The 26,925-nt window shown below is 46.2% G+C and carries 44 protein-coding genes; 43 read left to right on the top strand and 1 reads right to left on the bottom strand.

The window, feature by feature from the left end:
• Positions 1-264 precede the first annotated feature (264 nt).
• On the bottom strand, positions 265-405 hold the full coding sequence (locus tag ACYQ2N_RS00395; protein ID WP_459996780.1) for a zinc ribbon-containing protein: 141 nt from the start codon (positions 403-405) through the stop codon (positions 265-267).
• A 94-nt stretch (positions 406-499) separates the two neighbouring features.
• On the opposite strand from ACYQ2N_RS00395, the gene ACYQ2N_RS00390 reads away from it, so the two are divergent.
• The 43 genes from ACYQ2N_RS00390 to ACYQ2N_RS00185 all read left to right on the top strand — a co-directional run bounded on the left by ACYQ2N_RS00390 (position 500) and on the right by ACYQ2N_RS00185 (position 26,923).
• Complete coding sequence (locus tag ACYQ2N_RS00390) at positions 500-790, top strand: Rpo12/RPC10 RNA polymerase subunit family protein (RefSeq protein WP_459996779.1); 291 nt, start codon at positions 500-502, stop codon at positions 788-790.
• Between the two features lie 21 nt (positions 791-811).
• On the top strand, positions 812-982 hold the full coding sequence (locus tag ACYQ2N_RS00385) for a hypothetical protein (protein WP_459996777.1): 171 nt from the start codon (positions 812-814) through the stop codon (positions 980-982).
• A gap of 33 nt (positions 983-1,015) precedes the next feature.
• Positions 1,016-1,180, top strand: a complete 165-nt coding sequence (locus tag ACYQ2N_RS00380) for a hypothetical protein (RefSeq protein ID WP_459996774.1) — start codon at positions 1,016-1,018, stop codon at positions 1,178-1,180.
• A complete protein-coding gene (locus ACYQ2N_RS00375) occupies positions 1,180-1,419 on the top strand; it encodes a hypothetical protein (protein WP_459996772.1) in 240 nt (79 codons plus the stop codon). The genes ACYQ2N_RS00380 and ACYQ2N_RS00375 overlap by 1 nt, the downstream gene beginning before the upstream one ends.
• 148 nt (positions 1,420-1,567) lie before the next feature.
• Positions 1,568-1,927 carry a hypothetical protein gene (locus ACYQ2N_RS00370; RefSeq protein WP_459996770.1) on the top strand — a complete coding sequence of 120 codons (360 nt, stop codon included), beginning with the start codon at positions 1,568-1,570 and terminating at the stop codon, positions 1,925-1,927.
• A complete protein-coding gene (locus tag ACYQ2N_RS00365) occupies positions 1,924-2,121 on the top strand; it encodes a hypothetical protein (RefSeq protein ID WP_459996768.1) in 198 nt (65 codons plus the stop codon). The genes ACYQ2N_RS00370 and ACYQ2N_RS00365 overlap by 4 nt, the downstream gene beginning before the upstream one ends.
• Positions 2,122-2,303: 182 nt before the next feature.
• A complete protein-coding gene (locus ACYQ2N_RS00360) occupies positions 2,304-2,447 on the top strand; it encodes a hypothetical protein (protein WP_459996766.1) in 144 nt (47 codons plus the stop codon).
• A 39-nt stretch (positions 2,448-2,486) separates the two neighbouring features.
• Positions 2,487-2,786: a CpXC domain-containing protein gene (locus ACYQ2N_RS00355; protein WP_459996764.1), complete on the top strand. Its 300-nt coding sequence runs from the start codon at positions 2,487-2,489 to the stop codon at positions 2,784-2,786.
• A gap of 19 nt (positions 2,787-2,805) precedes the next feature.
• A complete protein-coding gene (locus ACYQ2N_RS00350; protein ID WP_459996762.1) occupies positions 2,806-3,057 on the top strand; it encodes an AbrB/MazE/SpoVT family DNA-binding domain-containing protein in 252 nt (83 codons plus the stop codon).
• A gap of 2 nt (positions 3,058-3,059) precedes the next feature.
• Positions 3,060-3,272 carry a hypothetical protein gene (locus tag ACYQ2N_RS00345; RefSeq protein ID WP_459996761.1) on the top strand — a complete coding sequence of 71 codons (213 nt, stop codon included), beginning with the start codon at positions 3,060-3,062 and terminating at the stop codon, positions 3,270-3,272.
• A gap of 9 nt (positions 3,273-3,281) precedes the next feature.
• A complete protein-coding gene (locus ACYQ2N_RS00340) occupies positions 3,282-3,770 on the top strand; it encodes a 3D domain-containing protein (RefSeq protein WP_459996759.1) in 489 nt (162 codons plus the stop codon).
• Between the two features lie 8 nt (positions 3,771-3,778).
• On the top strand, positions 3,779-4,348 hold the full coding sequence (locus ACYQ2N_RS00335) for an HNH endonuclease (RefSeq protein WP_459996757.1): 570 nt from the start codon (positions 3,779-3,781) through the stop codon (positions 4,346-4,348).
• Between the two features lie 56 nt (positions 4,349-4,404).
• Complete coding sequence (locus ACYQ2N_RS00330) at positions 4,405-4,794, top strand: DUF7768 domain-containing protein (RefSeq protein WP_459996755.1); 390 nt, start codon at positions 4,405-4,407, stop codon at positions 4,792-4,794.
• Positions 4,791-5,354 (top strand): hydrolase, encoded by a 564-nt coding sequence (locus tag ACYQ2N_RS00325; RefSeq protein WP_459996753.1) that lies wholly within the window; start codon positions 4,791-4,793, stop codon positions 5,352-5,354. The genes ACYQ2N_RS00330 and ACYQ2N_RS00325 overlap by 4 nt, the downstream gene beginning before the upstream one ends.
• Complete coding sequence (locus ACYQ2N_RS00320; protein WP_459996751.1) at positions 5,351-6,619, top strand: AAA family ATPase; 1,269 nt, start codon at positions 5,351-5,353, stop codon at positions 6,617-6,619. The genes ACYQ2N_RS00325 and ACYQ2N_RS00320 overlap by 4 nt, the downstream gene beginning before the upstream one ends.
• 233 nt (positions 6,620-6,852) lie before the next feature.
• Positions 6,853-7,965: an ATP-binding protein gene (locus tag ACYQ2N_RS00315; protein WP_459996749.1), complete on the top strand. Its 1,113-nt coding sequence runs from the start codon at positions 6,853-6,855 to the stop codon at positions 7,963-7,965.
• A gap of 12 nt (positions 7,966-7,977) precedes the next feature.
• Positions 7,978-8,193, top strand: a complete 216-nt coding sequence (locus ACYQ2N_RS00310) for a hypothetical protein (RefSeq protein WP_459996747.1) — start codon at positions 7,978-7,980, stop codon at positions 8,191-8,193.
• Positions 8,186-8,647, top strand: a complete 462-nt coding sequence (locus ACYQ2N_RS00305) for a DUF669 domain-containing protein (protein WP_459996745.1) — start codon at positions 8,186-8,188, stop codon at positions 8,645-8,647. Before ACYQ2N_RS00310 ends, ACYQ2N_RS00305 begins: the two co-directional genes overlap by 8 nt.
• The gene (locus ACYQ2N_RS00300; protein WP_459996743.1) at positions 8,647-10,263 is read left to right on the top strand and encodes a DEAD/DEAH box helicase; all 1,617 of its coding nucleotides are present in this window, start codon (positions 8,647-8,649) and stop codon (positions 10,261-10,263) included. Before ACYQ2N_RS00305 ends, ACYQ2N_RS00300 begins: the two co-directional genes overlap by 1 nt.
• A gap of 1 nt (position 10,264) precedes the next feature.
• Positions 10,265-10,594, top strand: coding sequence for a hypothetical protein (locus ACYQ2N_RS00295; RefSeq protein WP_459996741.1), 330 nt, complete (start codon positions 10,265-10,267; stop codon positions 10,592-10,594).
• A complete protein-coding gene (locus tag ACYQ2N_RS00290; protein ID WP_459996739.1) occupies positions 10,591-12,831 on the top strand; it encodes an AAA family ATPase in 2,241 nt (746 codons plus the stop codon). Before ACYQ2N_RS00295 ends, ACYQ2N_RS00290 begins: the two co-directional genes overlap by 4 nt.
• A gap of 344 nt (positions 12,832-13,175) precedes the next feature.
• On the top strand, positions 13,176-13,730 hold the full coding sequence (locus tag ACYQ2N_RS00285; protein ID WP_459996737.1) for a putative metallopeptidase: 555 nt from the start codon (positions 13,176-13,178) through the stop codon (positions 13,728-13,730).
• A complete protein-coding gene (locus tag ACYQ2N_RS00280; RefSeq protein WP_459996735.1) occupies positions 13,730-14,125 on the top strand; it encodes a RusA family crossover junction endodeoxyribonuclease in 396 nt (131 codons plus the stop codon). The genes ACYQ2N_RS00285 and ACYQ2N_RS00280 overlap by 1 nt, the downstream gene beginning before the upstream one ends.
• Positions 14,126-14,139: 14 nt before the next feature.
• Entirely contained in the window at positions 14,140-14,508 is a 369-nt protein-coding gene (locus ACYQ2N_RS00275; RefSeq protein ID WP_459996734.1) for a hypothetical protein, read from the top strand.
• A 176-nt stretch (positions 14,509-14,684) separates the two neighbouring features.
• Positions 14,685-15,086, top strand: a complete 402-nt coding sequence (locus ACYQ2N_RS00270; RefSeq protein WP_459996733.1) for a hypothetical protein — start codon at positions 14,685-14,687, stop codon at positions 15,084-15,086.
• 112 nt (positions 15,087-15,198) lie between these two features.
• Positions 15,199-15,663 carry a hypothetical protein gene (locus ACYQ2N_RS00265; RefSeq protein ID WP_459996732.1) on the top strand — a complete coding sequence of 155 codons (465 nt, stop codon included), beginning with the start codon at positions 15,199-15,201 and terminating at the stop codon, positions 15,661-15,663.
• The gene (locus tag ACYQ2N_RS00260; protein ID WP_459996731.1) at positions 15,660-15,899 is read left to right on the top strand and encodes a hypothetical protein; all 240 of its coding nucleotides are present in this window, start codon (positions 15,660-15,662) and stop codon (positions 15,897-15,899) included. The genes ACYQ2N_RS00265 and ACYQ2N_RS00260 overlap by 4 nt, the downstream gene beginning before the upstream one ends.
• Entirely contained in the window at positions 15,900-16,163 is a 264-nt protein-coding gene (locus ACYQ2N_RS00255) for a hypothetical protein (RefSeq protein ID WP_459996729.1), read from the top strand. It begins immediately after the preceding gene.
• Positions 16,144-16,371: a hypothetical protein gene (locus ACYQ2N_RS00250; RefSeq protein ID WP_459996728.1), complete on the top strand. Its 228-nt coding sequence runs from the start codon at positions 16,144-16,146 to the stop codon at positions 16,369-16,371. The genes ACYQ2N_RS00255 and ACYQ2N_RS00250 overlap by 20 nt, the downstream gene beginning before the upstream one ends.
• Before the next feature lie 10 nt (positions 16,372-16,381).
• The gene (locus ACYQ2N_RS00245) at positions 16,382-16,771 is read left to right on the top strand and encodes a hypothetical protein (RefSeq protein ID WP_459996725.1); all 390 of its coding nucleotides are present in this window, start codon (positions 16,382-16,384) and stop codon (positions 16,769-16,771) included.
• Entirely contained in the window at positions 16,768-17,298 is a 531-nt protein-coding gene (locus ACYQ2N_RS00240) for a sigma-70 RNA polymerase sigma factor region 4 domain-containing protein (RefSeq protein ID WP_459996722.1), read from the top strand. Before ACYQ2N_RS00245 ends, ACYQ2N_RS00240 begins: the two co-directional genes overlap by 4 nt.
• A 146-nt stretch (positions 17,299-17,444) precedes the next feature.
• Positions 17,445-17,588, top strand: coding sequence for a hypothetical protein (locus ACYQ2N_RS00235; protein WP_459996720.1), 144 nt, complete (start codon positions 17,445-17,447; stop codon positions 17,586-17,588).
• 384 nt (positions 17,589-17,972) lie between these two features.
• Positions 17,973-18,356, top strand: coding sequence for an HNH endonuclease (locus ACYQ2N_RS23110; RefSeq protein ID WP_488199450.1), 384 nt, complete (start codon positions 17,973-17,975; stop codon positions 18,354-18,356).
• Positions 18,357-18,389: 33 nt separating this feature from the next.
• The gene (locus tag ACYQ2N_RS00230; RefSeq protein ID WP_459996718.1) at positions 18,390-19,031 is read left to right on the top strand and encodes a radical SAM protein; all 642 of its coding nucleotides are present in this window, start codon (positions 18,390-18,392) and stop codon (positions 19,029-19,031) included.
• A 13-nt stretch (positions 19,032-19,044) separates the two neighbouring features.
• Positions 19,045-20,124 (top strand): DNA polymerase III subunit beta, encoded by a 1,080-nt coding sequence (gene dnaN, locus ACYQ2N_RS00225; RefSeq protein WP_459996716.1) that lies wholly within the window; start codon positions 19,045-19,047, stop codon positions 20,122-20,124.
• Complete coding sequence (locus tag ACYQ2N_RS00220) at positions 20,121-20,873, top strand: DEAD/DEAH box helicase family protein (RefSeq protein ID WP_459996715.1); 753 nt, start codon at positions 20,121-20,123, stop codon at positions 20,871-20,873. Before dnaN ends, ACYQ2N_RS00220 begins: the two co-directional genes overlap by 4 nt.
• A 446-nt stretch (positions 20,874-21,319) precedes the next feature.
• Complete coding sequence (locus ACYQ2N_RS00215) at positions 21,320-21,508, top strand: hypothetical protein (protein ID WP_459996713.1); 189 nt, start codon at positions 21,320-21,322, stop codon at positions 21,506-21,508.
• Positions 21,505-21,663: a hypothetical protein gene (locus ACYQ2N_RS00210; RefSeq protein WP_459996711.1), complete on the top strand. Its 159-nt coding sequence runs from the start codon at positions 21,505-21,507 to the stop codon at positions 21,661-21,663. The genes ACYQ2N_RS00215 and ACYQ2N_RS00210 overlap by 4 nt, the downstream gene beginning before the upstream one ends.
• Positions 21,664-21,768: 105 nt before the next feature.
• Positions 21,769-22,563, top strand: coding sequence for a phage terminase small subunit (gene terS, locus ACYQ2N_RS00205; protein WP_459996708.1), 795 nt, complete (start codon positions 21,769-21,771; stop codon positions 22,561-22,563).
• Complete coding sequence (locus tag ACYQ2N_RS00200; RefSeq protein ID WP_459996706.1) at positions 22,547-23,833, top strand: PBSX family phage terminase large subunit; 1,287 nt, start codon at positions 22,547-22,549, stop codon at positions 23,831-23,833. The genes terS and ACYQ2N_RS00200 overlap by 17 nt, the downstream gene beginning before the upstream one ends.
• Positions 23,830-25,488 carry a phage portal protein gene (locus ACYQ2N_RS00195; protein ID WP_459996704.1) on the top strand — a complete coding sequence of 553 codons (1,659 nt, stop codon included), beginning with the start codon at positions 23,830-23,832 and terminating at the stop codon, positions 25,486-25,488. The genes ACYQ2N_RS00200 and ACYQ2N_RS00195 overlap by 4 nt, the downstream gene beginning before the upstream one ends.
• Before the next feature lie 14 nt (positions 25,489-25,502).
• Positions 25,503-26,342, top strand: coding sequence for a phage head morphogenesis protein (locus tag ACYQ2N_RS00190; protein WP_459996702.1), 840 nt, complete (start codon positions 25,503-25,505; stop codon positions 26,340-26,342).
• An 86-nt stretch (positions 26,343-26,428) separates the two neighbouring features.
• Positions 26,429-26,923 carry a hypothetical protein gene (locus ACYQ2N_RS00185; RefSeq protein ID WP_459996700.1) on the top strand — a complete coding sequence of 165 codons (495 nt, stop codon included), beginning with the start codon at positions 26,429-26,431 and terminating at the stop codon, positions 26,921-26,923.
• Positions 26,924-26,925: the final 2 nt, after the last annotated feature.

Below are 26,925 nucleotides of genomic sequence, written 5' to 3'. Positions count from 1 at the left end.
ATCGGCCTCATCCTGGCAATACCAAATTACGAACAGCGCAAACAGACGCTCAGCGAGTATTACGAGCGGCTGAGGCGCAAGCGGATAGCTTAGAGGGAAAGGAGGCGAGAAAGCATGAAAACAGGGCAACTTATACCGCGCAAATATCTAAGCCAGTACAGCACAGAGCAAGGGCGATTTACTTCCAGGTGGTGGATGTGGTTAGGAAGAGTGTTCTTCCACAGGATCCAAAAATCCTTATAATAGAACACCCTTCCAGCGAGACTAGCCTATTTTTCTAAAGTTTGTCCCATTGCATCTTGGGCATGGCGGTAGGGTATCAGTGTTGTCATCCAGTCTTATAATTTGGCCGCATTTAGTGCACTGATAACTTCCTTTACCTGGTTTTTCGCCAGTACTTGGCATAAGAGGCACCTCCCTTCGTCAAAAGATGATAGTCTGGACAACTACCATTTCGACGCGAAAGAGGAAAACCCTGTCAAAAAGTGAGGTGATATCGGTGGCAGAACAAACCCCTAAATCCCCGCTAGAATCCTGGCTCGAAAAGTGGGGTATCAACCTGGACTGGGAAGCAAAGGCAGCCCTTCGTGAAGCTGTGCATGCCATGGTTACGGCGGAACCGGAACGCAAGACCCTTGAGGTGTGCTCGAACTGCATGATCGAAGTTGAAATTCCGGCTTACCGCGCGTCACTCTGCCCGGAGTGCGGAGAGCGCATCCTGCCATGCAACGAGTGCCAGGCAGCATGCGACTGGATGGAGGAGAGTGGCTGCTCGAGATTCCCCAGGTAGGAGAGAAAGGAGAATAAAGATATGAACATCAAGAACCTCCTTCGCACCGCGCTCCGCGCGCTGATCGGCGACCAGCGCATCCAGGAGAGCGTCCGCCGGATCCGCGAGGAGCGGTATGGCCGGCACTGGAACGCGACGTATTTTGCCGCCGGGCGGACGATACGCCGGGAGCCGAAGCGGTGGCCGGTGTAGGTGGACAAGCATCTAAGGGAGGTAGAAGCCAGTATGACAAACTATGAGCTGATTAAGAGCATGTCTATTGAGGAGATGGCAGTTACTATTATGTGCCCCAATGAAATGGGCTTAGCAGATATCGAGTGCACAAAATCCGATACTGCTAATTGCTACGAATGCTGCCTTAATTGGCTGAAACAAGAAGAGGTTAAATGATGACAAACTATGCCGAAATCGCCGATTATTTTGAACGGTCGCTTGGCGATGCGAAGATACCTCCGCCTTTTGCCGGGGCTATCAAGGCCATGAAGATAAGGCCCGATCTATGCGCTAGGATACCAGGGTTTGACGATACGGTTTTCAGTATCATTGAAGATTTCTTAAATGCTGGTGGGGCGCCTGTAGATTTAGACTATTTTATACATGCGGTTGCTCTTTTAGAAAATCGGAGGTGATAAGCCAAAATGCATAAATGGTGCAACTACTACGGCTGCTGGTGCTCAGATGCTAAGGACATAACGGATGGTCTTGGTGACTGTGATTACAATTGCCAGGATTGTGATTATTGCGAAGAAATAAAGCCGGGAATGAGGTGAAAGCTTAATGCAAAGAGAAACACCGCCAGCAAACCTTAAAGCGCTTGAGATGTACTTAGCAGAACTCGAAAAGCTCCAAGGCAAAGCAATAGCCAAGCGGGCCAAGGAGATTGCCAAAATCGAAAAAAGAACAGCCGTCCTGAGTGACTACGAAACCGAGGACGAAATCCAGGAAGCTTACGGCTGGGAAGCTATCACAGCCAAGGAACGAGATCAATTGATGGATGACCTCAAGGCTGCAAAGGCCGCAGGACAAAGTGCATTAGATGAACCTACAATGCTAACTGAGTATTTACGGATGCTCCGGAATGACATCAGGCAAATGGTGACTGAGATTGCTGAGTTGAAGGAGGAAGAAACGAGTTGACCAGGTTCGAACGAATCAAGGCTATGTCAATCGCGGAAGTAGCAGAACAGATTATTAGCCGAGATATTACAGACAAATATTGCAAGAGCGACTGTAGCGTAGCTGACAACTTTGTATGCGAGGGAAATAAAGAGTTGCAATGCTGTATCAGATGGCTTAAGGAGGATGAACTCAATGCTCCGCAAACTCCTTGAATCCTGACTTAGCAAGCTCACGGACCGCGAATTCCGCGAGATCATGGAGCTCACGACTTTAGACATCATGGTCAATCGCGTGGGCTATAAGCAGAGGACAAGCCCCGGCGAAGCGGTCGAGATCGCGGTGAGATGTTGGATTGTGATGCAGAGAGTGGCGTAGGGAGGGGAGGTGAGTTGTAATGGTAAGCAAAGTCATTCGATATGCCAGCGATAAGCAAGCTGCAAAAGGTGGGCGTGAAACATACGTTTTTTATTTCCACCCGTTGAAGTTAAAAATAAACTTGCCGCGCTTCATTGGTAGAGTATTTTGGAGTAAAGCCTAACACTGATACGATGCAAAGGAGAATAAGGAGGCAACAACCATGCAACATCGCACATGCCCACACTGCGGGCAAACATTCCATTCCTCTGCTCAAGAATTGGACTGGACCTGCCCGAACTGCGGCTACACAATTCCCGTAAAACAAAACGGTCCGCTGACTCTGCAAAGCCAAACGGACCTAGAAAAAATTACTCTTGACAATAGTATAGCATACTCGACCGAAAATATACCATATCATAACCAGATCGTCCTAGACAGCTTCAGTGGGACGGTCCGGGATTTCCGGATTTACCTCAAAGCCATACGCCGGTTCCTATGGGCCGGAGTTATTGCCCCTTAAAGAGAGGAGACGAAAACAGATGAAAGCTACAGGCATAATTCGTCGCATTGACGATCTTGGAAGAATTGTTATCGCTAAAGAGCTTCGGCGCACCCTGGGGATTGAAGAAGGCGATCCACTTGAGGCCTTTACTCAGGACGATCAAATCATCCTCAAGAAATATCAGCCCGGTTGTGTGCTTTGTGGTAATGTCGAGCATCTTGTAGAGATCAGAGGGAAGCAGGTTTGCCGAGAGTGCATTGATTCATTGGCAGCCAGGAGGGATCGGTGACGATGACCAAAAGTGAACGCCAGAAGCGCCAACAATGCCGGGATAGCGGCTGCCGGTATTATGCCCAAGCATGCGAAGTTTTCCACGGCGCTGAGTGCAAGCAGCTGGGCGGGAACAAGATTCCGCGGATGAGGTACTACGAAAAAGGGCGGCCTGACTTTGTGCCCGAGAGGCCGTTGGGGAGTTTGATGAAGCCACATTTTCTGCAGGCGTGAAGGATGAGGATGCTGAGCGCGTTCCTCCTGGCTCTGGCCTTGTTGGCCTCAAGCCTGGTTCCAGTCCATGGACAAGCCTTTGCTCCGGAGTCTAAGGAGAAACCGATAGCGGCTCCAGTAGTACGGGATAGCCCGCACCAGATCAGCCGGGGCGCGCCGCAGATCGAGCGCCGGGTGATGGAATGCACTGGTTACACAGACGGCAAAGAGTCAACAGGCAAAACACCTGCAGATCCAGCTTATGGGCAAACAGCAAGTCAAACCAAAACCGAAGAGTGGTACACGGTGGCTGCCGGTCCTGAGCTTCCATTTGGAACTAAAGTTTATATTCCTTACTTCAAGGACAAGCCTAACCGCGGAATCTTTGTTGTTGAAGATAGGGGAGTCGGGAGCGGGCACATGGATATTTACCTTGGCGATCCGTCGGTGGATGAGACGGCGGTAATACGAGCGTTGGAGTTTGGCCGGAGGCAACTAGAGGTTTGGATTCTACAATAGGAGGTCGTATGCAAAAGCACTATCGCCAATATGAAGACCGGATATGTGTTAATTGTGGCAAGGCGTTCATTGCCCGAAAAGATCAAAAACAAAAATTCTGCTCACACGGATGTTATTCAATGTCTTTGATAAAGCCAGTTGAGGAAAGATTTATGTCCAATGTACAAAAGACAGATAGTTGCTGGATATGGACAGGCCACAAAGCAAACGGCGGATACGGTATTTTCCATGCTAATCACAAATCTTATATTGCTCACAGATTTTATTATGCGCTGCATCATGGTCCTATTCCCGAACACATCAAAGCCTGTCATAAATGTGATAACCCCGCATGCGTGAATCCGGATCATATCTTTCTTGGAACTCAATCGGAAAATCTTCGTGATGCCGTAATGAAGGGTAGGAGAAACATGTTAGGCGAAGATAATCCATTTTCAAAATTAACCGAGGACAATGTTTTGAGTTTAAGAAGATTATACGCAAATGGAATAACCAAAGCAGAATTGGCAAGAAGATTTCAATTAAGCAAAACTCATGTTGGTAGAATTATCAGCCGAGAAGTTTGGGCACATATTTGACATCTTGGAGAGAGCCGGGAGAATGCGCTGGAATTTGGGGTGCAGGAGATGGAGGTGTGGATTATACGGTGAAAAGGATATTCGTCTCTCACCCTTTTAGGGGTAATGAGACTGAGAACTTCCGCGAGGTTACGGTAATCTGCCGGCGCTTGATGAAAATAGGGATTATGCCTATAAGCCCACTGCATGCTTTCAGTTTTATGCACGAGCATGCGCCAGGGGAAAGAGAAACCGCGCTTAGATTTGGGAGAGAACTTATGGAGCAAAACGCTCATGAACACTGGTTATTCGGCGCGTGGGAGAGGTCAGATGGTTGCGGGGACGAACTAAGATGGGCTCATGAACTGATCATTCCTGTTCGGATTGTAGTTGACTGGGATGGGGATTATCCCATATTCAAAGGCCCAGCACCGGAGTGGCTCAAGAAGCCAGGAGGCCTATCATGAAGGCCCGCTTTATTGAACTCTGGCAGAACGTCAAGCGTGAAGGCGTCCAGGACTTGCTTAACTGGCTGGAGACTACCGATTTTTATACGGCACCCTGCAGCACAAAGTATCACTTATCCCGGGAAGACGGCTTATTGGAGCACTCGCTAAACGTCTTTGATTGTCTGGCAAAAAGGGAAGCAGTAAACATTGAATCCGCCACTATAACAGCCTTATCTCACGACTTCTGCAAGATAAACTTCTATACCCAAGAAATGCGAAATGTCAAAGAGAATGGTGTATGGGTCCAAAAACCTTTCTACACCATCAAAGACCAATTTCCCTATGGACATGGCGAAAAGTCGGCTCTGTTGCTTAATCGTTATGTAAAACTCAAAACCAGTGAATTCATGGCTATTCGGTGGCATATGGGGGGCTTTACTCCGGGTATTCAAGACTATTCCATGATTCAGGCCATGGGAGAGGCATTCAGAAAGTATCCGCTGGCAGTTTTACTCCACATGGCGGACCTGGAAGCAACTTATATCCTTGAGAATCAAGAAAGGATGGGGACATTTTGAGTATTAAAATCAACAAGCTTGAAATTGAAAACGTTAAGCGAGTCAAGGCCGTAAAAATCGAGCCTTCTGCTAATGGCTTAACGATAGTTGGCGGTAAAAACAACCAGGGGAAAACTTCTGTACTTGATTCTATTGCCTGGGCCTTAGGCGGAGAGAAGTATCGCCCTTCTGAGGCGCAACGTGCCGGCTCCGTGATTCCACCGACATTACACATTGTAATGTCAAACGGCCTGGTTGTTGAGCGTAAGGGCAAAAACAGTGATCTCAAAGTTATCGATCCAAATGGCCAGAAGGGCGGTCAGCAGCTCCTTAATGAATTCGTGGAGCAGTTAGCTCTTGATCTTCCCAAGTTTATGCAAGCCAGCCCCAAAGAAAAGGCTAATACTCTTCTGCAGATTATTGGCGTAGGTGACAAGCTTTACGAACTAGATCATAAAGAGCAGGAAGTTTATAACCGCCGTACAACAATTGGCCAAATTGCTGATCAAAAGAAGAAGTTTGCCAAAGAGCAACCGTATTATCCGGATGCGCCGAAAGAACCTGTTTCAGCATCAGAGCTGATTAGGCAACAGCAGGATATCCTTGCGAGGAATGGCGAGAACCAGCGGAAACGGCAGAACTTGCAGTACCTTCAGGGCGAGGCTGATCGTATAAAGAGACAGATAGATGATCTATTAGAAAAGCAGACGCTAATCCTGGCTGATTTAGAAATGGCTCAGAAGTCTGCCCTTGATCTGCACGACGAATCCACAGAAGAACTGGAAAACAATATCAAGAATATTGAAGAGATCAATATTAAGGTTCGAGCCAATCTCGATAAAGACAAAGCCGAGGATGATTCACTCGATTATGCAAACCAGTATGCCAAACTTACTGCTGACATCAATGAGATCAGAAAGCAAAAAACTGACTTATTGAATGGTGCTGATCTGCCTCTACCTGGCTTATCTGTTGTTGATGGTGAGTTAACCTATAACGGATTTAAGTGGGATAACATGTCAGGGTCTGATCAGCTCAAGGTATCCACTGCCATCGTTAGAAAACTGAATCCTAATTGCGGTTTTGTCCTACTTGACAAGCTTGAGCAGATGGACCTGGATACACTCCAAGAGTTCGGTCAGTGGCTGGAGGCCGAGGGGCTTCAGGCTATAGCAACGCGGGTAAGCACGGGGCCTGAATGTTCCATAGTGATTTCTGATGGATATGTAGTAGGTGAAGAGGAACCTGTTCAAAGTACTCCTACCTGGAAAGCTGGCGAGTTTTGATATCATGGGCAAATTTATTGATTTAACCTGGCAGCGCTTTGGCAAGCTTACGGTTATAGAGAGAGCAGGAACCCGAAACCGAGAGGCATTATGGCACTGTAAATGTGACTGTGGGAAAGACACCTTTTCACGTTCGGCCAGTCTTCGTAACGGGATGCTCCTTGGAACTGTCGATGGGTTGATGCAAAGACGCAGGCCAACAATAAAAGAAGCCATAAGGAGGAGGTAGTTTAATGGAAATCACAAGAGGAAAAATCGCCAGTGCTCAAAAGTGCGTAATTTTCGGCCCTGAAGGTATCGGAAAATCTACCTTTGCGGCTCAGTTTCCAAATCCAGTGTTTATTGACACCGAGGGCAGCACTAAGCACATGGATGTAGCAAGGACACCAAGACCCAGTAGCTGGGCGATGCTCCTGGAGCAAGTCAAATACTTCAAAGCCCATCCGCAGAAATGCGATTCCCTGATCATTGATACCGCAGACTGGGCAGAACAACTGTGTATCATTGAAATATGCGCCAAAGCCAATAAAGGAGGGATCGAGGACTTTGGCTACGGCAAAGGCTATGTGTACTTGGCCGAAGAGTTTGGCAAGCTTCTAAACTACCTCGAGGAGCTCATTGAGTTAGGTATCAATGTAGTATTAACTGCTCACGCCCAAATGAGAAAGTTTGAGCAACCTGATGAGATGGGAGCTTATGACCGGTGGGAGATGAAGCTACAGAAAAAAACAGCTCCACTGGTCAAGGAGTGGGCTGACATGGTCCTCTTCGCGAACTATGAAACCTATGTCGTCAAAACAGACGACAAAAAGAACAAGGCCCAGGGTGGCAAACGGGTCATAAATACGGCTCATCATCCTTGCTGGGACGCAAAGAACCGGCACGGACTGGATCTAAAATTACCGCTTGATTATAAAGCAATTGCCCATTGCATTCCTAGTGAACCAGGTCAACAAACTCAACAAACTCAACAAACTCACCAATCTGAAGTTGCTTTCCTGGGAGATGAACAACCAAAATCTCCGGACGTTAAGCGGGAACATCCAAAGCAGCAGGAGCCTAAATCAATTCCACCGACCGGAGGATCTAATGTCAGTCCTGCACCCGCACAAAAGCAAGAAATTACGGTTGAACTTAAGGGAGTACCAAAGCCACTAGCTGACCTCATGCTAGCCAACGATGTAACAGTCGAAGAGATCCAGCAGGCCGTATCAAGTCGGGGATACTATCCGAAAAATACACCGATTGAAAATTATGACCCGAACTTTATCACTGGAGTGCTTGTTGGAGCCTGGGTGCAAGTATTCCAGATGATTAAAGATTTCAGGGATGATGTGCCTTTCTAGGAGGTGTACGAGTTGAAAGTCAGTGAACGCATCGAGTTAATGTATCTGCAAAAGTATGCTCAGAAACCTAGAGTGAGAGTTGAACGCCCAGCCGAAATAGCAGAGATTTGTACATCGTGCAAAGGTCAATGTAAAGCAGCCGTTGGATTAAAAGTTTGTGGATGGCAAACAAAAGAAAAGGATAAACACCTAAATAATAAAAAATCAGGAGGAAAAAGAAATGAATGAAGGACGCGAATTAAATTGGGATGATCAAATTGAGAATGATAGTCCGGAATTTGTGACACTCCCAGAAGGTGATTATAATTTCGAGGTCATTGATTTCGAGAGAGCCCGACATGCTGGTAGTGATAAATTACCGCCATGCAACAAGGCGATAGTTCACATTAAGGTTCAAGGGCCTGAAGGAGTTACGGTTATTAAGCATAACCTATTCCTGCATTCAATAACCGAAGGTATGCTCTGCTCCTTCTTTACAGCAATTGGCCAGCGCAAAAAAGGTGAAAAGGTCAGCATGAACTGGGGGCAAGTGATCGGCTCCGGAGGAAGGGCCAAGATCGGGGTTCGCAAATGGAAAAATGATCAGGGAGAAGAAAAAGTTTTTAATGAAATCAAACGATTCTATGAACCTGAAGAAGGTCCCCAGAACAGTAATAAAGGTTTTGAGCCTGGGAGGTTCTAATGCAATTAAGACCGTACCAGCTTGAAGCGAAAGCAGCCATACAGCAGGAATGGATTAACGGAAAACTTAAAACCCTTCTAGTGCTGCCAACCGGGACTGGGAAAACGATCGTGTTTTCTAAGCTAATTGAGGATTGTGTTCGTGACGGTGAGCGAGTCTTAGTGCTTGCTCACCGGGGCGAGCTCCTTGATCAAGCAGCAGACAAGCTATCAAAATCTACCGGTTTGGGATGTGCTACGGAAAAGGCAGAAGAGACTTGTCTAGGGAGTTGGTACCGGGTAGTTGTTGGATCCGTGCAATCGCTAATGAGAGAGAAAAGGCTTAATCAGTTTTCGGACAACTACTTTGACACAATTATCGTCGATGAAGCCCACCACTGCATAAGTGACGGTTATCAGCGAGTCCTTAGCCATTTTGATCAGGCAAAGGTGCTGGGTGTCACGGCTACTCCAGACCGTGGAGACATGCGGAACCTTGGACAATACTTTGAGAGCCTAGCTTATGAGTATACTTTGCCCAAGGCCATAAAAGAGGGTTTCTTGAGTCCAATCAAAGCACTGACAATACCACTGAAACTTGATCTAACAGGAGTTGGATCCCAGGCTGGGGATTTTAAGTCGAGCGATCTTGGCACAGCCCTAGATCCGTACCTGTACCAAATAGCCGATGAAATGACCAAATACTGTATGGACAGAAAAACGGTTGTCTTCCTTCCCCTCATCAAAACCAGCCAGAAATTCCGGGATATCTTAAACATCAAAGGTTTTTCTGCAGCCGAAGTGAACGGCAGCAGCGATGACCGGGCCCAGGTGTTAGCTGACTTCGAAGGCGGAAAATATAACGTCTTATGCAATTCGATGCTGCTTACTGAGGGCTGGGACTGTCCGGCCGTAGATTGTATCGTTGTCCTTCGGCCGACAAAAATCAGGAGCCTTTACAGCCAAATGGTGGGACGTGGGACCCGACTCCACCCTGGCAAAGATCATTTACTCTTACTTGATTTCCTGTGGCATACCGAACGCCACGAACTTTGTCATCCAGCTCATTTAATCTGCGAGTCTCCGGAAGTTGCCGAGATCATGACCAAGAACATTGAGGAAGCTGGTTGTCCGGTAGATATCCAAGAGGCTGAGGTCAAGGCCACAGAAGACGCAGTGGCAGCTCGTGAAGAAGCCTTGGCCAAACAACTGCAGGAAATGAGAAATCGTAAGCGTAAGCTCGTGGATCCTCTACAGTTTGAGATGAGTATCCAGGCTGAAGATTTGGCGAGTTATGTCCCGGCGTTTGGCTGGGAAATGGGACCGCCCTCAGACAAGCAGGTTAAGACTCTTGAGAAATTAGGGATATTACCTGACCAGATCGAATCGGCCGGCAAGGCTGCAAAGCTACTAGATAGGCTTGACAAACGGCGATATGAAGGGCTAACTACTCCAAAGCAAATCCGCCTCTTGGAAGGTAAGGGATTTCAGCATGTAGGTTCTTGGCAATTCGAAGCAGCTAAGCATCTTATTGACCGGATAGCGGCGAATGGGTGGCGGGTGCCGCACGATATTATGCCAAATGAATACAAGCCTGAAGCCCAAACAACAAATAGCGCATTTGAATGGGGTGCGTAATATGAGTAAATTTGACTACATGAATTTTAGTGATGGTAGCAGAAGTACTGAGTTTGTTACAAACGCAAAGATTTTTACAAAAGAACAGACTATTGAATTATGCGTTTCAGAAAATGACTGGAGATTTGAACCGGAATATTGTGACGGGAATCTCCTGAGAAAACCTAACATTGAAGACGTTGTTCAACGTTATGTTAGATGGTATGTCAAAGTCCCTGAATGGTGTGGTTATGATGATAACAATGGCGGCGGGTGTTATACCTTTTGCAAGGAAGGCGAACGTGGAAGCTTCCCAGTTTGGGTGATTGAATTTGAGGAGTTACGCTCATGAATGATAAGCAGTATGACTTGCTTGAAATATTAAATTATATCGACCCCTCAATCCTCGATTACCAGAACTGGCTAAACGTAGGTATGGCCCTAAAAGAGGCAGGTCATACTGCTGCCGATTGGGATGCTTGGAGCCGTCGTGATGTAGGCCGTTACCATGCCGGTGAGTGCTTCAAGAAATGGGATAGTTTTCGCGGTGCATCTAAGCCGGTTACTGCCGGAACTGTTGTGCAGTTGGCCAAGGACCAGGGATGGAAGCCAGAGCGATCCGATGACAGTTACGAGCTCGAATGGAATGCTATCATCGGTAAAAAAGATGAGCTCGTGGTCGTTAATAAGAACTGGGTAGAAGGCCGAGAAGTCATTGAACCCGATCAATGGAATTCAGCATCTCAGCTGGTTAAATATCTCGAGATTCTATTTGAAGCATCGGAAAACGTTGGATACGTCACAGAGAGCTGGGAAAAAGACGGCAAGTATCTACCGACAAAAGGCTGCTGGGACCGGACGGCTGGAGAGTTAATTCAGCAGCTCAATAAATGTAATGGGGATATTGGCTCAGTCATTGGAGACTGTAAGCCGAATGCGGGTGCATGGATCCGGTTCAATCCACTCGATGGCCAGGGCGTAAAGAATGAGAACGTTTCGGATTTTCGTTATGCTCTCGTCGAGTCTGACAACATGGATATTGACCATCAAAACTCGATCATCCGTGAGTTGGAATTGCCGGTGGCGTGCCTAGTCCATTCCGGAGGGAAAAGCCTTCATGCCATCGTCAGGGTGGAGGCCGATACTTACGAGGAGTACAGAAAACGGGTCGATTATCTTTACACCGTATGTCAAAAAAACGGTCTAAAAATAGACAGCCAAAACCGCAATCCATCGCGCTTAAGCCGGATGCCCGGGATCATGCGTAATGGGCACAAGCAGTTCTTGGTGGATACCAACATTGGTAAGGAATCATGGAAAGCATGGCAGGAATGGATCGAGGGGATCAATGACGATCTCCCAGAACCCGAAAGCCTCACCAACGTGTGGGATAACCTTCCTGAGCTTGCAGATCCCCTAATTGATGGATTACTAAGACAGGGTCACAAAATGCTTATAGCTGGACCATCGAAGGCGGGTAAGTCATATGCGCTCATAGAGCTGTGTTGTGCCATAGCAGAGGGGCGGAAGTGGTTATTAAATTGGGATTGCGCTCAGGGTAGAGTGATGTATGTCAACCTAGAGTTAGACCGCGCAAGTTGCCTCCATCGCTTCAAAGATGTTTATACCGCATTAGGATGGGAGCCCAGGAATCTAGGAAATATTGATATCTGGAACTTGCGTGGAAAGTCTGTCCCCATGGATAAGCTGGCCCCGAAACTCATTCGTAGAGCAACTAAGAAGAACTATACCGCAATTGTCATTGACCCAATCTATAAGGTTATCACAGGCGACGAGAACTCAGCAGACCAGATGGCCCACTTTACGAACCAATTTGACATCATATGTCATGAACTGAATGCGGCCGTGATTTATTGCCACCATCACAGTAAAGGTAGTCAGGGAAGTAAGCGAAGCATGGACCGAGCATCAGGCTCCGGAGTGTTTGCACGCGATCCAGACGCTTTACTCGACCTTATAGAACTGGAATTAACAGAAGATCTACTAAAGCAAGAAGAAAATAAGTCTGTTGCACACGTCTGTAAGGATTGGCTAAACAGACATTTTGATGACTGGGAAGATAAAGTGTCTCAAGATGATTTATGCAGCGAAAAAGCTATGCTGGAAGCTTGCAAGAAGCTTTTAGACTCCGATGCGTATCATTCTATGCAGAAGGATGTCAGCGTGGCTAGGAAGGCTGTACAGCAGCGGTCAGCGTGGAGGATTGACGGGACTTTAAGGGAGTTCCCGAAGTTCAGCCCGGTGAATTTATGGTTTTCTTACCCTATACATTATGTGGATGATATTGGAAGTCTTAGGGATGTCGACGCAGAAGGGTCTGTTCCGTCATGGAAAAGGGCAATTGGGAAACGCAAACCAAAGGAAGTTAAGGAAAAGGAACGCAAGGTCTCAGTCGAAGTTGCTTATGAAAATTGTAATTTTGGAGACAAGGTAACAGTCGAAGAAGTAGCAAGATACATGAGCGTCAGTGAAAAAACTGCAAGAAGAAGGCTAAGTGAACATGGGGAATTTACCATTTTTGAAGGGATTGTCACTAGGACTGGGACAGGGACAAAAACGGAAAAATAACTTTCTGTCCCTGTGGGACATGAGGGACAAAAACGTATTTTGTCCGTGTCCCTAACAATTTTCGATAGGGACAAAATGAGGGACAAAAACGTAAATCACGTATTTGTCCGTAAAAATGTCCCTAGGGACAAAATGAGGGACAAAAACGTAAATTAGCGTTTTTGTCCTTAGGGACAAAGTGAGGGACAAAAACGTATATAAATATACATTTCTGTCTGTCCCTCACGCGCGGGTCACGGATGGGGGAAAGTAGTCGTGCGTTAAGCTGGCGCACGACGACTCCTTCCCCTATCCATCCCGTGACAAGAGCAGCTAATGAGAAATCTAAAAAGGAGTGGATAGAAATGGAATCTCAAAATAATCTGGTTGTTGTTGAAGAGTTTGGCGGTAAACACAAAATAAATGAGGACTACCGGCCAATCGCAAAGGCCTTGGTCGAAAAGTTCTGGGAGCTCCAATATGTGCCGGTTGCCAATATCCTCTTCATCGAGAACATGGAAGACAAACGCAAGAAAAACAATGCCACCGTGTATGCGCAAATAAGCAAGATGCCTGGCAAGTGGGAAGAGATCATCTTCCAGATAACCAAACGACACTTTGAGTACGTGCTGGAGATTTTTAAGGAGAACACATCGCTAATGAGTCGGCAGCAGATCGTGGCGCTAATCTATCACGAGCTCAAACACATCCAGTTGGTTAAAAGCGAACATGGGCCTAAGATTGACATCGTAAGTCACGATGTCGAAGACTGGTTCAATATGGTCGAGAAGCTTGGGGTAAATTGGGCCAGCATGAAAGGTCAGATACCTAATCTCCTGGACGAAAACATTAACTGGGAGAGCATCGAGGGTCCGGCTAATCTGTTTCCTGCTGAAACGTCGCTGAAGCTGGTGAAATAATGCGGATTGCATTTTTCGTCCCGATGATACCGCCGACTAAAACACACCAGGAGAAGAGAGCCAAATGCGTCAATGGCAAGCCCCAGTTCTACGAGCCAACAGAACTTAAGGCTGTTCGTTCAAAACTCCAGGCTTATTTGGCGCCTTATAGGCCAGGGGGAAAGTACACTGGTCCAGTCAGGCTGATGGTGAAGTGGTGTTTTCCGCTGACGGACAAGCATCAGGATGGCGAGTATAAAGCCACTAAGCCAGATACCGATAACCTGCAAAAGATGCTCAAGGATGTTATGACAGACCTAGGATATTGGACCGATGATGCGCTGGTGGCCAGCGAGATTGTCGAGAAGTTCTGGGCGAAGATACCGGGGATCTACGTGGCGATAGAAAGCCTTTGAGAGCTGGTGACAATATGCAAGAAAAGAAACGACATCCCGGGGATCCACGAACAGACCTGGTTGGCGATCATCGACTTTGGAGAGACCTGCTTTGGAATTGCTGGCATTTGAACATGGAGCTGTATGGGCTGATGCACGGAATCCGGTGCGGAGGGGCTGAGCTTACACTGACACAAAACAGTTACCGGCTGATGCCTGGTGAGTGGAACGATGCCGAATGGGAAGACATCAAGCGAAAATATCTTAGTCCGGTACGGGAAAAAGTTGCAAATATGCTTAGGCTAACTCGGTTTGGTAAGGTGACAGAGGGAGATATGTCACCCGGGATATTCGAAGATAAACCTGAGCCGATCCCGGTTGAACAAGAAAGGTTATTTGGATAATATGAGCAAATGCAAATTTTGTGGGAAAAAACTGTTAGGGGTAATTCTTTTCATGCAGAATGCCTTGTCAAAGATGTGCTTATCAGTTATCCGGAGACATCTTTAGCAGGTATGATTCAAAGGATGTATCCAGAAGAAGTTGTACGATTTGAAAAGAAAAATAGAGGTGAAAAGTGATGCAAGCGATTGATATAGCAGCTGCAATGCTAAAAGAATTGGAACGAGCAAATAAAAATTACCCGGGATTTAATTCAGCCCATGAAGGCTACGCTGTGATCCTTGAGGAACTGGATGAACTTTGGGCTGAAGTGAAGAAAAAGCACCCGGATAAAGACAGATTACGAGATGAGGCTATTCAAGTGGGCGCCATGGCGATGAAGTTTGTCGCGTCGATGGAGCATGGCTGGAGATTAGGGCCACTGAAAGAAGAAATTTCTCAAGCGGAGTTTGAAATTAAATGTTCTCAATGCCAGTACAACGTCATGACTGCTCAAGAAATCCAAGAACACGGCAGTGATCCTTGCGAAACGTGCAGTCTTGACCATCGTAACTGGAAACCGAAGGAGGCGAAGAGCTAAATGCCATGCAAAGGCCAAGCTTGTCAGTGCAATGCTTGCCCAGAAAAGGGCAAATTCCTATACGTTTACACAGATGATTGTCGCTGGGAGCGAATCAAAGGAGGTATGCAGCGTGCCACCAAAAGCTAAAGAAAAACCTGCCCCATACGCCAATACAACAGTTCACTTTGCCAAAACCCAGGGCGATATTATAGAACTATTCGATAAATACGGGATTCAGGATGTGCGATTCACCAGCATGGGTAGCCAGGGGCAATTGATTCTTGAGTTCACTAACTACGTTGAGGTGAATAGGCAATCGGTACCGGCCAGCGTCCGGATTGTCATCCCCAACATCACTGAAAAGAACAGAAACCAGTTGCACCGAGCTTTGTTTTATTACCTAAAATCAAAGATGGAAGCACTCAGTTTTGAGTTTGTGGAGTTCGTGAAAGAGTTCTTTCCGTACCTGGTTACCCGGGATGAGTTTGGCCGGCCGACAACGATTTATGATTACCTAGGCCCACAGTATAAGTTAGCGCTGGCCAGCGGGCAGAATCATGTACTGAATTTGTTGCCGGAGGGGATGGAGCAATGAAAAAGCACTTTGCCTTAAAACTCGGATTATTAATTATCCTGATAGTCTTGATTTTCAATTTAGCTGAGTCGGCTTATTTTGGGTGGAATATGACGGCGCAAAGCTTTGCGGAAGCATTCTGGGATAATGTTGCTGCTATTGGGATTGGAATAGGCCTAGCAATAATTTTGGGTTGGGCAATTGGGATTACTGCTAAAATTCGGGTTAATGAACCCGGATGGAAGGAGGACGAGTAGATGTCATACCATCGAGTGTCTTACGGTCAAGTCGCCGTTCGTCAAGCCATAGATGCAAAGGATATGCCGGATGCAGGTCCGGTGAGAACCTACCGTATTGAGGAAGAGGAGTTTGAGACCAAGATAGCCCGAAACCTGCAGACTATTATCCGGATCGGGAAGCCGCAAATGGTGGTTGAGAAAGAAGCGAGGCAGGATGCGATTAGGGAAATCATAAAAGCGTGTCTAAGGGAGCTGGACAAGTATGAAACAACTCAAGTTTGAAGCCGAATTATATAGCGCCTGTGCCCCACGGCATCTAGGAAACGGCATGTACACATGTGATGCGTGGAGGGAGCGAACCGGACGGGTTGTGAAAAGTGCCAGAATCCTGAACGCATTAGGCTGGATGCTGGTGCGCGGAAAAGACAGAAGGCTGAAACCGGCGGGGCCATCAGGCGGGAAAACAGAATCCATTAGTAACGGAGATTAGAGGTGATACCTTGGACGCAGTAACGACCACAAAGAACTTCCTTGATATTCTGAACACCATTGAGAAGGACTGGGGCTCATGGGTTGACGAGCTGAAGCGATGCGAGGAAGAGACGCAGGATCTGCTGCACGAAATAGAGCTTACGAAGTTCGACGCCAGCCGGGGCTATCGGCTGTGCAGAGACCTGCAAGAGGTTAGACAGCGCCGGCGGCAACTAAAGGATGAGATGGATGTTGCACGGGTTTTGAAAGAGTTTTTGGATATTAACAAGCAGCTGAAAATCAATTTGTTCAAAGTGCTGACCAGCATGGAAAGGGTTGAAGAGGGCCAGGGCCGGAGGATGTACACCCCAAGGGTTAGGACGGATTTGACTTTGAATGAGAGAGGTGAAGCAGGTTGAAATTAAATAATGAAATTCTGAAAATAATCGAAACAGCGGTAAATAAAGCAGCCCAAGAGAGTGCAAAAGCAGTGGCACACGAGTCACCTGAGGAACGTAACTACTTCAGGAAAACCGAGATCCTGCTTTACAATTATCCAGCTCTCAAGCTCAAAGTAGAACAGGACGAAGAATTTCTATATGACCCAGATTCTTATACAACTCCTGTGAATAATCGGTCAAAAGACATTGTCAGTTTTTCAACCCGGAATACAGGCAGTCATGGCTTAGATATTGACCGATATACGCAGAGTGTGAAGTCAAGTATGATGCGCACAAGGCAAGAGGTGCTGCGGATTGAAAGAGCGCTTGAGACCATAATGGATGACGGATACTATGAAATTATCCCGATGAAATACTGGGACAGTATGACGATTGAGGATATCGCTGATAGTTTCGGGTGCGATGAAAAAACCATCAGAAGGAACAAGAACCGCTTAGTTAATAAGCTTAAGATTATGCTATTTGGTGCTGAGGCTTTAGGTTAAATGTCCGAAACCATGTCCGGTTGATGCCCGAAAGTGTGCCCTGTTGTATCCCTTTTCTATGTGCTATAATTTCTACAATGCGAAAATTATATCAAGCAAGGTGTCCCAAATGGGGCACCTAATCTATTTTGGCGGAGGCGCACGATATGAATACTCCTCAATGGGTCATTAACAAAGAGGCTTGCAGAGAACTGATCGAGAATAAGTTCAGCGATGAGCAGCAAGCACTTCTGCAAAAGATGACCGAAGAGTTTGAGCAGGAAATCGAGGGAGCGAGTTTATGCGATTAGCAATCTTAGTGGTGCTTATTCTTTTAGTCCTGGGTGCAATGATCCCGGGGCTTTATATTTCTGCTTGGAGAGGGGGCCGGCTAACATGGCGAAGGTGGGAGATATTATCTGGAGGAAGCAGCCGGAGATATATCGACAGCTTATGCTTACGTATACCCAGCGCCGCCGAGAGCCAAGGAGGATGATGTCGGCTTTCGGGAGATTGAGAGCCTCATGCGTGCAGATAGTTATACTCGTGGTCGCGGTGGTGCTGTTAGGCAAGTGAGGCGGGGATGAGGCCACGGTGCAAACATTTTATTGAGATAGAGTTCGGGTGCAAGGAAAATTGTGCTAATTGTAAGCGGTGGACCAGCGAGAGATGCGGGATTGAAGGGTTGTGGAAAGATGCCGAGTAAGCCATTGCGACACTGTTCTAAGCCTGGGTGTCCAAACCTAACAGCAGAGCGTTTCTGTCCTGAGCATGCCAAACAGGAGCGCCAACGTTATGATAGGCAACGTGGCTCAGCTCATGAGCGCGGGTATACTTACCGCTGGTATAAGTATTCGAAGTGGTTCCTAAGCCAGCCTGAAAATGTGTTCTGTAAGTTACAACTGCCGGGATGCACTAACTTGTCTGAGTGTGTGGATCATATTCAAGCGCATAACGGTCCGAATGACCCACTATTCTGGGACTCTAACAACCACCAAGCTGCTTGTATTCACTGCAATTCAGTTAAAGGACACAGGAAGATAGTGGGAAAAGAAAAACCGTTTAGATCAATGGGGTAGGGGGGGGGTAGTGGGTACGACCTAGGAAGTAAATTGCAGGACGAAATAGAAATCCAGTACCCTGATTACTCCTTGTATGGCATTGACTACGCTATGGGATTCACAAGTCGGGGGTGCATCCGCAATTGCGGATTCTGTATCGTGCCACAAAAAGAGGGTCGTTGGCACGCAGTGGCAGATATTGACCAATTCTGGCGCGGCCAAAAACATCTCATGCTGCTGGACGGCAATCTTACGGGGGATCACGAGCATTTCATGCACACCTGTAAGAGGTTGGTTGATAACAAAATCAGGACCTTCTTCAGCCAGGGGTTAGATATTAGGCTCATGGATGATGAAAAGGCCGCAATTCTGGCCCAGGTAAAAGATTGGGACTCAAAAAGAATCCACTTCGCACGGGATAGCCTGGCTGACGAGCAAGATATCCGGCGCGGGATCGAGATTGTCACTAAACATGTTAAACCGCACAGAATCATGTTTTATATCATCATTGGCTGGGATACCACAATGGAGGAGGATCTTTACCGAGTTGAAATGCTCAGAAGTTTTGGGATTGAGCCGTTTGCTATGCCATACGACAAAGCCGATCCATATCAATCAGACTTTACGCGATGGGTAAACGTCAAAAAGGCTTTCAAAAATGTTCCATGGGGCAAATACGAGCGTAGAAGTTAAGGGAGGAGAAACTATGAAATTCTCATGCGACAAAACACTTTTACTCGACGGCATCAACACAGTGCAAAAGGCCGTCGCTACGAAAACACCTACACCTATTTTGCAGGGTATCCTATTGCGAGCCGAATCCGGATACCTACTCTTTGCGGCCACGGACTTGGAAATTGGCATACAAACCAAGCGAACAATCATCGACCAAGAGGAAGAGGGAGGCGCTGTTATCCCAGCCAAAGTTTTTTCGGAGATCGTCAGGAAGCTTCCGGACGGATTGATCCAATGTGAGACGCGGGATAACAAGCTGCTCATAAAATATCGAGGCTCACAGGTTGAGCTTACGATCATGAACCCCGATGAGTTTCCGCTGCTTCCGGACACAGAGACTGATATTGCCACACTGCCGACAGAAATTCTAAAGAACGGCATCAAACGAACAATCACGGCAGTATCCATAGAATTTGCACGGCCGGTATTCACTGGGTTATTATTTTCACTCGCAAACGGGACCTTGGACATGGTAGGAACCGACACTCATAGACTTGCGATATTCTCCCGCCAGACTGAAACCCAAAGCGATTTTACGGCCATTATCCCATCTAAGACTGCATTGGAAATTCTTCGGCTAGTTCCGGAGGGGAACATCAACATCAAGGGCTCAGAAAATCTTGTGAGTTTTGAATGGGGAGAGACGCGAATCATCACCCGGACTATCGAAGGGACTTTCCCGGATTTTAAGAAGGTTATACCAAAAGGATGGACAAGCCGGGTATATCTCAATGTGTCAGAATTCAAGGGAGTAATTGAGAGAGCCAATATCCTTGCAGAAGGTGAAAGTAAAATAATTAAACTATCCGGGGATTCCGGAGAGTTCGATGTTGCTTCGCTAGGAAGTCAATCAGGGCGACTGAATGAGCGCATCGATGCAGAGGTCGAAGGAGAAAAAATAGAGGTATCAGCCAATTCAAAATTCTTTCTGAATGGCTTATCAGCGCTGGAAGGTGAGAATGTGTACGTTGAATTTAACGGATCCAATAATCCAATGGTGCTTAAGGAAGAAGGCTATACTCACATTATTTTGCCGGTGAGAACAGCATGAGGTATGAGGAGTTTTTAGAGAGTAAGCGGATTAAACCGACAAGTGCGGGATTTGATGTACTGATTGAAAGCATTAGTCGGCAACTCTTTCCTTTCCAAAGGGACATTGTTAAGTGGGCCTTAAAACGTGGGAGAGCGGCACTCTTTGAGGACTGCGGTCTCGGCAAAACACCTCAACAGTTGGAATGGGCAAAGCATGTATACGCTCATACCGGGAAAGACGTTTTAATTATGGCGCCGCTGGCAGTCAGCAAACAAACTAAACGGGAAGGGGGCATAAGGTTGGAAGAAAAGAAAAAACGGCCTGCCTGGTACTATGAAACAGTAAAACGCCTTTATCAATATCCCTTAGATAAAAAACGGCTAGCAGTTCTTAATGCAAGACTAGAAACAGAGATGCCAAGTGCCACGGCTCAATACTCCTTAGCTCCCGCATATACCGGTCCAGGAGATCAAACCGGGAACATCGTTTCTAAACGCTGGGAAACATCAGAGGAAATAAACGAACTCCGGATAAAAATACGAGAAATAGAAATAGCAAGTAATGGGTTTGGGGTTGATGAGAAAAGAATCATCGACCTTCGTTATTTTCAGAGGCACAATAAAGACTGGTGGGTAGCAAGACAAGTTGATATCCCGCTAAGAACCTATTACCGAATCAGGGATGAACTCGTGGCCGAAATAGCCGTTTCACTTGGGATAATTAAGCGTGACCAAATAAGCTTCGAGGAAATGGGTTGGTTGGTCTAGGAGTTTGGCACTTTTTTGGCATCTTTTTGGCACTTTATTTGGGTTTGGACGTGGTAAGATAGTAGTGTGCAAGGTGGCGGAATAGGTAGACGCTATGGTGACGGGTAGAACCACACGCATTATCCTGTTGACGGCTAGGCCATTAAGTGACCACGGATTGACAGGCCAGAGAAATCTGCGAACGGCGTTAGATGGCAATTGGTTTATGTAAGGCGCAAATCCTTACCCTTGCAAAGTTAATCTGAAGGGCCAAGTAACTTTATCATACAGTGCCCACAACTTAATATTTTCCCGTCAAGAGAGGCTAGCTAGAGGCCTCTCTTTTCGCTAATTAAGGCGAAAGCCTTGACTTATATTTGACGTTTGAGTTTCTCCTCATCTCTTTTACCCTCACTTAGAGGCCTGGATAAAACCGGGCCTCAATTCTTTTAAGGGTGTGATTCCGGATGTTGACGATAGGTGAATATGTAGAATATACGCAGCCGGAAGTGTTTATGCGGTTATCGAAATTTGTTAAGCCGGTGAAGAAAGAACGGAAAGTCTGGATTACGGTAAAGGAAGCAGAGGAATTAATGCGCCACGACACTTACAGGAGAATTGGTGGAGCAATAAGACAAGTAGGGAAAAGGATATGAACGAAAAGGCAATCGAAGCAATCAAACAGTTGCTTAGAATAATTAAACAGGCGGTTAAGGAAGGATACGATATACCGTATGAACAAGTGGAAGTGCTACGGAGTATAAACTCCCTTGTAGGTATTGCAAATGCGGCAGATACGACTAAGTTTTAGATTGTTTCCTAAATCGATAGCAAAGTAGGCAAAAGGTAAGTGCTCTGTACACGGGTGCAAATCCCGTCAGGTCCACTATTAACTCCTGGAGGTGGTGACAATGTAATGCCAAGGCAACGAAGTGACAAGCGAGATAAAGCCTTCGAAATCTGGCGGCAAAGCGGTGGCAAAACAAAACTTAAAGACATCGCAGCTACGCTGGAAGTTCAAGATACACAAATTCGGAAGTGGAAAAATCAGGACAAATGGGATGAACGAATAAATAGTAACGTTACTAAACCAAACAGTAACGTTACTAAAAAACGTGGGGCACCGAAGGGTAGTAAAAACGCAAAAGGGAACAAGGGAAACCGTGAAGCCGCTGCACCTGAGAGGAACAAAAACGCCGAACGGCACGGCTTCTTTTCGCGTATTATGCCTGACGATCCAGAGACCATGGCCATTGTAAAATCCATCGAAATAAAGAGTCCATTAGATATCCTTTGGGAAAACATCGTCATCCAGTACACGGCGATTGCCCGCGCTCAGAAGTTAATGTTTGTGAGAGACCAAAATGACACAACGGAACACTTGAAACGCGAGAAAGAATCGAGCGGTCCCCAAAGCGATAGTTGGGAGAAGGAGTATGAACTCCAATTTGCTTGGGATAAACACGCGAACTTTCTCCAAGCCCAGGCCAGAGCGATGCAGTCGCTGGAGAAATTGATTGCCCGTTATGATGAGATGTTACCTGGAGCCTTAAAATACGAAGAGCAACGACAGAGGGTTGAAAAAATAAAAGCAGAGATCGGCAAAATCAAACAGCCGGAAAATCCAGAAACTGATGATGGATTTATTGATGCCCTAAAATCTGATGCGTCTAATACGTGGTCAGGTGAGCACGATGACAGAGATAATTAAAAGAGTCGTTAAAGCTGCCCTGTATTTCGTTTCTTTTTCTCTCAAACAAAAAAAGATTCTCCAATGGTGGTGCGATGGAAGCCCATATAAAAACTACAACGGTATCATCGCAGATGGGGCGATTAGAGCAGGAAAGACGGTGCCAATGGCATTGTCTTTTATATTTTGGGCCATGGACACCTTCGATGAACAGAACTTTGCCATGTGTGGAAAATCCATAGGTTCATTTCATCGTAACGTGTGGAAATGGCTAAAACCGACGTTGACCATCCGGGGCTATAGGGTCCAAGAAGTTCGAACCGTTAACTTTATCACGATAACCTTCCGGGGGAAAACGAACTACTTTTATATTTTCGGGGGCAAGGATGAAAGCAGTCAGGATCTGATCCAAGGTATCACATTGGCTGGAATCCTCTTTGATGAAGTTGCATTAATGCCGGAGTCATTTGTCAACCAAGGTACAGGTCGTTGTAGTGTTAAGGGCGCTAAATGGTGGTTTAACTGTAACCCAGATGCCCCGTTGCATTGGTTCAAAATTCAATGGTTAGATAAGGCCAGAGAAAAGAAAATCCTCCATCTACATTTCATCATGGACGATAATCCCAGCCTGGATGAAGAAACCAAAGAAAAATATAAATTGATGTACTTTGGTGTTTTCTTCAAAAGGTTTATCCTCGGACTTTGGCTCATTGCTGAAGGCGCCATCTATGATATGTGGAGCGACGAGGAGAATCTTTTTAACGATGACGAAATGCCACTGGGACTAAAATACCTTGCCAGAAGATCAATAGCAATTGACTATGGCACCACAAATCCCATGGTCTTCCTGGATATTTGGGATGACGGAAAAACGGTCTGGCAGGTTGACGAGTATTATTATGACAGTAAGGAAAAAGGGGCGCAGAAAACAGATTCTCAGTATGCCGATGATCTTATTGAATTTATCGGTAATGACATACCGGATGAAATCATCCTTGACCCTTCAGCAGCCAGTTTTAAGGCCGAATTACGGCAGAGAGGACTACGTGTAAAAGATGCCGATAACGAGGTAAACGATGGCATTAGGGTAACGTCCTCGATGATTGGCCTAAGGTTATATCGGGTGCATGAGAAATGTATCCACACTCGCGAGGAGATCACATCTTATGCATGGGATGAAAAAGCCAGACTGCGCGGCGAAGAAAAGCCTGTCAAAGTTAAAGACCACACTTGTGATGGTGTACGGTATTTCTGCAAGACGAAAATCAAAGCACGGAGGTTAGTAAGTTGAGTAAAAGAAATAAAGACAAACAAGCGGTAAAACCTCAGCCTAAACCTCCAGCTATGCAAACAAGAGACGGCATAATGACTCGTGATGCATTTCAAAATACCCTGGCTCGTACGGGTTGGGGTATGCCCAATATGCTTGAGGGAACACAGTACCCGTTAACCAGGCTCACAAAAGACTATCAGCTCATGAACAGCCTTTACCGCAGTCACTGGGTAGTACGCCGGATCATCGACGTTATTCCTGAAGATATGTGCAAGAACTGGTATCAAGTACAAAGTCAGATCCAACCGGAGTATATTGACCGACTTACTAAGATGGAGCGTCAAACCAACGTAAAAGCAAAGATACTTGAGGGCCTAAAATGGGGCCGCCTTTACGGTGGAGCTGCGGCAATCATCATGATCGAGGGACACGAGGGAATACTCGAACAACCCCTTGATTATGACACCATTATGCCGGGTGCATTTAAGGGGCTTTTAGTCGTTGATAGATGGTCCGGGATATATCCTGAACTTGAACTTGTGACTGACCCTTCGGACTCAGAATTTGGATTACCCAATATGTATCAAGTGACAAGCGAAGCAATCCGGGGAACAATTCGGATACACCATAGCAGACTCCTCCGCTTTACTGGTCGAGAGTTGCCATTCTGGGAACGACAAGCCGAAGTGTATTGGGGAGCATCAGAGATAGAACATACCTTCGATGAATTGAAGAAACGTGATAACACAAGCTGGAATATTGCCAATCTTGTATTTAGGGCTAATCTTAACGTTCTCTCCATGGAGGGTATGGATCAGATTCTGGCTGTAGGAAATGAGAAAGCACAGCAGGATCTATACAACACGGTACAGGCTCAGAATTGGTTATTAAACAACTTCAGTATGTATGTTTTAGGGGAAAAGGATAAATTTGAAAGCAAACAATATTCCTTCTCCGGCCTTTCAGATATCTATGAAAACTTCATGATGGATGTCGCAGGAGCAGCAGAAATGCCGGTGACTAAACTGTTTGGCCGGAGTCCTGCAGGAATGAATGCCACAGGCGAAAGCGACATGCAAAACTATTACGATTCCATTGAAACAAAGCAAGAGTCGTATCTTAAACCAGTATTAAATAAGCTTTTGCCGATTATGTGTGTCAGTGAATTCGGGGTTATACCGGATGACCTGGACTTTGAATTTAATCCAGTGCGCAGGCCAAATAACGGTGAGAAATCTGACTTAGCGGGTAAAACAGCGACGGCAATTATTGATGTATTTAACGCTGGGCTCATTAGTCAAAGGGTGGCACTCAAGGAGCTACGCCAAACATCTGATATGACTGGACTCTTTAGCAATATTACGGATCAGGACATAGAACAGGCGAACGATGCAATTAATCCCCCTGGAGAAGATTTGACTGGGCTGCTTGGAGGATTTGACATACCTCTCACGCAAATACCGAATAACACATCTCGTGTTGCTTCTAAAGAAAGTCCAAATAGCGCACAATCTACCGCCTCTCGACAAATCACGCCTGAGCCGAATGGGGGGGGTAAAGAACGGGGCTTAAAACCAGGACTGCAAACGGGAACTTCAGTAGCTGGCAAGGCAGATAATACTAGTGAAATGAGCGACGAGGAGTACCTTAAGCGTTATGGACATAGCAGGTAGATGGGGTGTAGTTTATGGCATTAGGGAAAGACCAATGGAGCCCCAAGAGAATAACCGAAACCCAATATCAGAAGGCATTAAGTGAGATAGCTGATAATATCCAAGAATCAATTACAGATATGAGTGATCCCTTTGATATCACTGCCAAAATAAAGAACCTCATTAAAAATATGGGGTTCCATCGCTATGCCGAGTCTACTGCTACAAGAATAGTTACACGTATCTTAACTGATTCAAGCCAAACCTGGAGGATGGCAGCCAGGGAGAGCACTCTAGGGAGGTCAATTTATGAGGCACTAAGGAAAGAACTGCAAGGTCCAGTCGGCGGCATGGTGGTGCATCAAGTCCAGAGAAATGCCGAAATAATCAAGTCACTACCTTTAGATTTAGCTCGACAGGTAACTGATTATATCCAGGAAGAGACATTCAAGGGACGTAGGGCATCGGAAATTGCAAAAGATATTCAACTGAAACTTCCCGATATCAGCAGAATTAAAGCTAATCTGATAGCCCGAACTGAAACGAGCAAAACCTCAACCGCACTTACAAGAGCCCGCGCCGAGAATATCGGGTTAGACTGGTATATCTGGCGCACATCCAAGGACTCCCGGGTGCGCGATAGCCATGAACTGATGGAAGGTATTTTGGTCAAGTGGACAGACCCTCCTTCGCCAGAAAGATTAGACGGTCAGAAGAATCCACCGGCACCGTACAATCCGGGCGAAATTTATAATTGCAGGTGTTATCCGGAACCGGTAATAAGCCTTGATTATGTGAAATGGCCTCATAAGGTGTTCAGAAACGGTGCAATTACCATGATGACAAGAAACCAGTTTGAACAGTTGGTGGCATAGGAATTAAGTTAGAAAAGGGGTGATGCACTACTAGTATAAGATACTTAGAATCAATAATAATCAAGTAAAATAAGGGGGTTTGTAAAATGATTGATTCAAACGAACAAATTATAGTTAATGGTGCAGCGGTAGGAACCTCTAATCCAATGCCGGTTAATACCGAATTACCAACAGCGGCTGCTTTGGCGGATGGAGTCGCTAACCCGACCACACCTATTGTTGGCGCAGCAGAATTACTTTTTAACGGAACAACCTTTGATCGCAAACGCACTCCAATAGTATTCAAGACTGTTGCGGCTGTTGCTGTTACCGCCAATACTCCTGTGGATTTATGGACACCAACTGCAGGGAAAAAGTTCCGCTTGATGGGATGGGCGCTCAGTTTATCAGTAGCAGGTAGCGTTATTCTTAAAGATGGAGCAAACGAAGCTATTCGCACGCCATTAATGGCTGCCGGAGTCGGCCTGGCAAGCCAAAACATAGGGAATGGAATTCTTTCTGCTGCAGCTGATAACGTACTGAAAATAGACGTAACGGCTACAGGTGCAGTTAGTGGATATGTTTTTGGATGCGAAGAGTAAGG

Source organism: Paradesulfitobacterium aromaticivorans, assembly GCF_054657415.1.
Note: the sequence above shows the minus strand (reverse complement) of the source record. Positions and strands in the feature narration are given on the sequence as shown.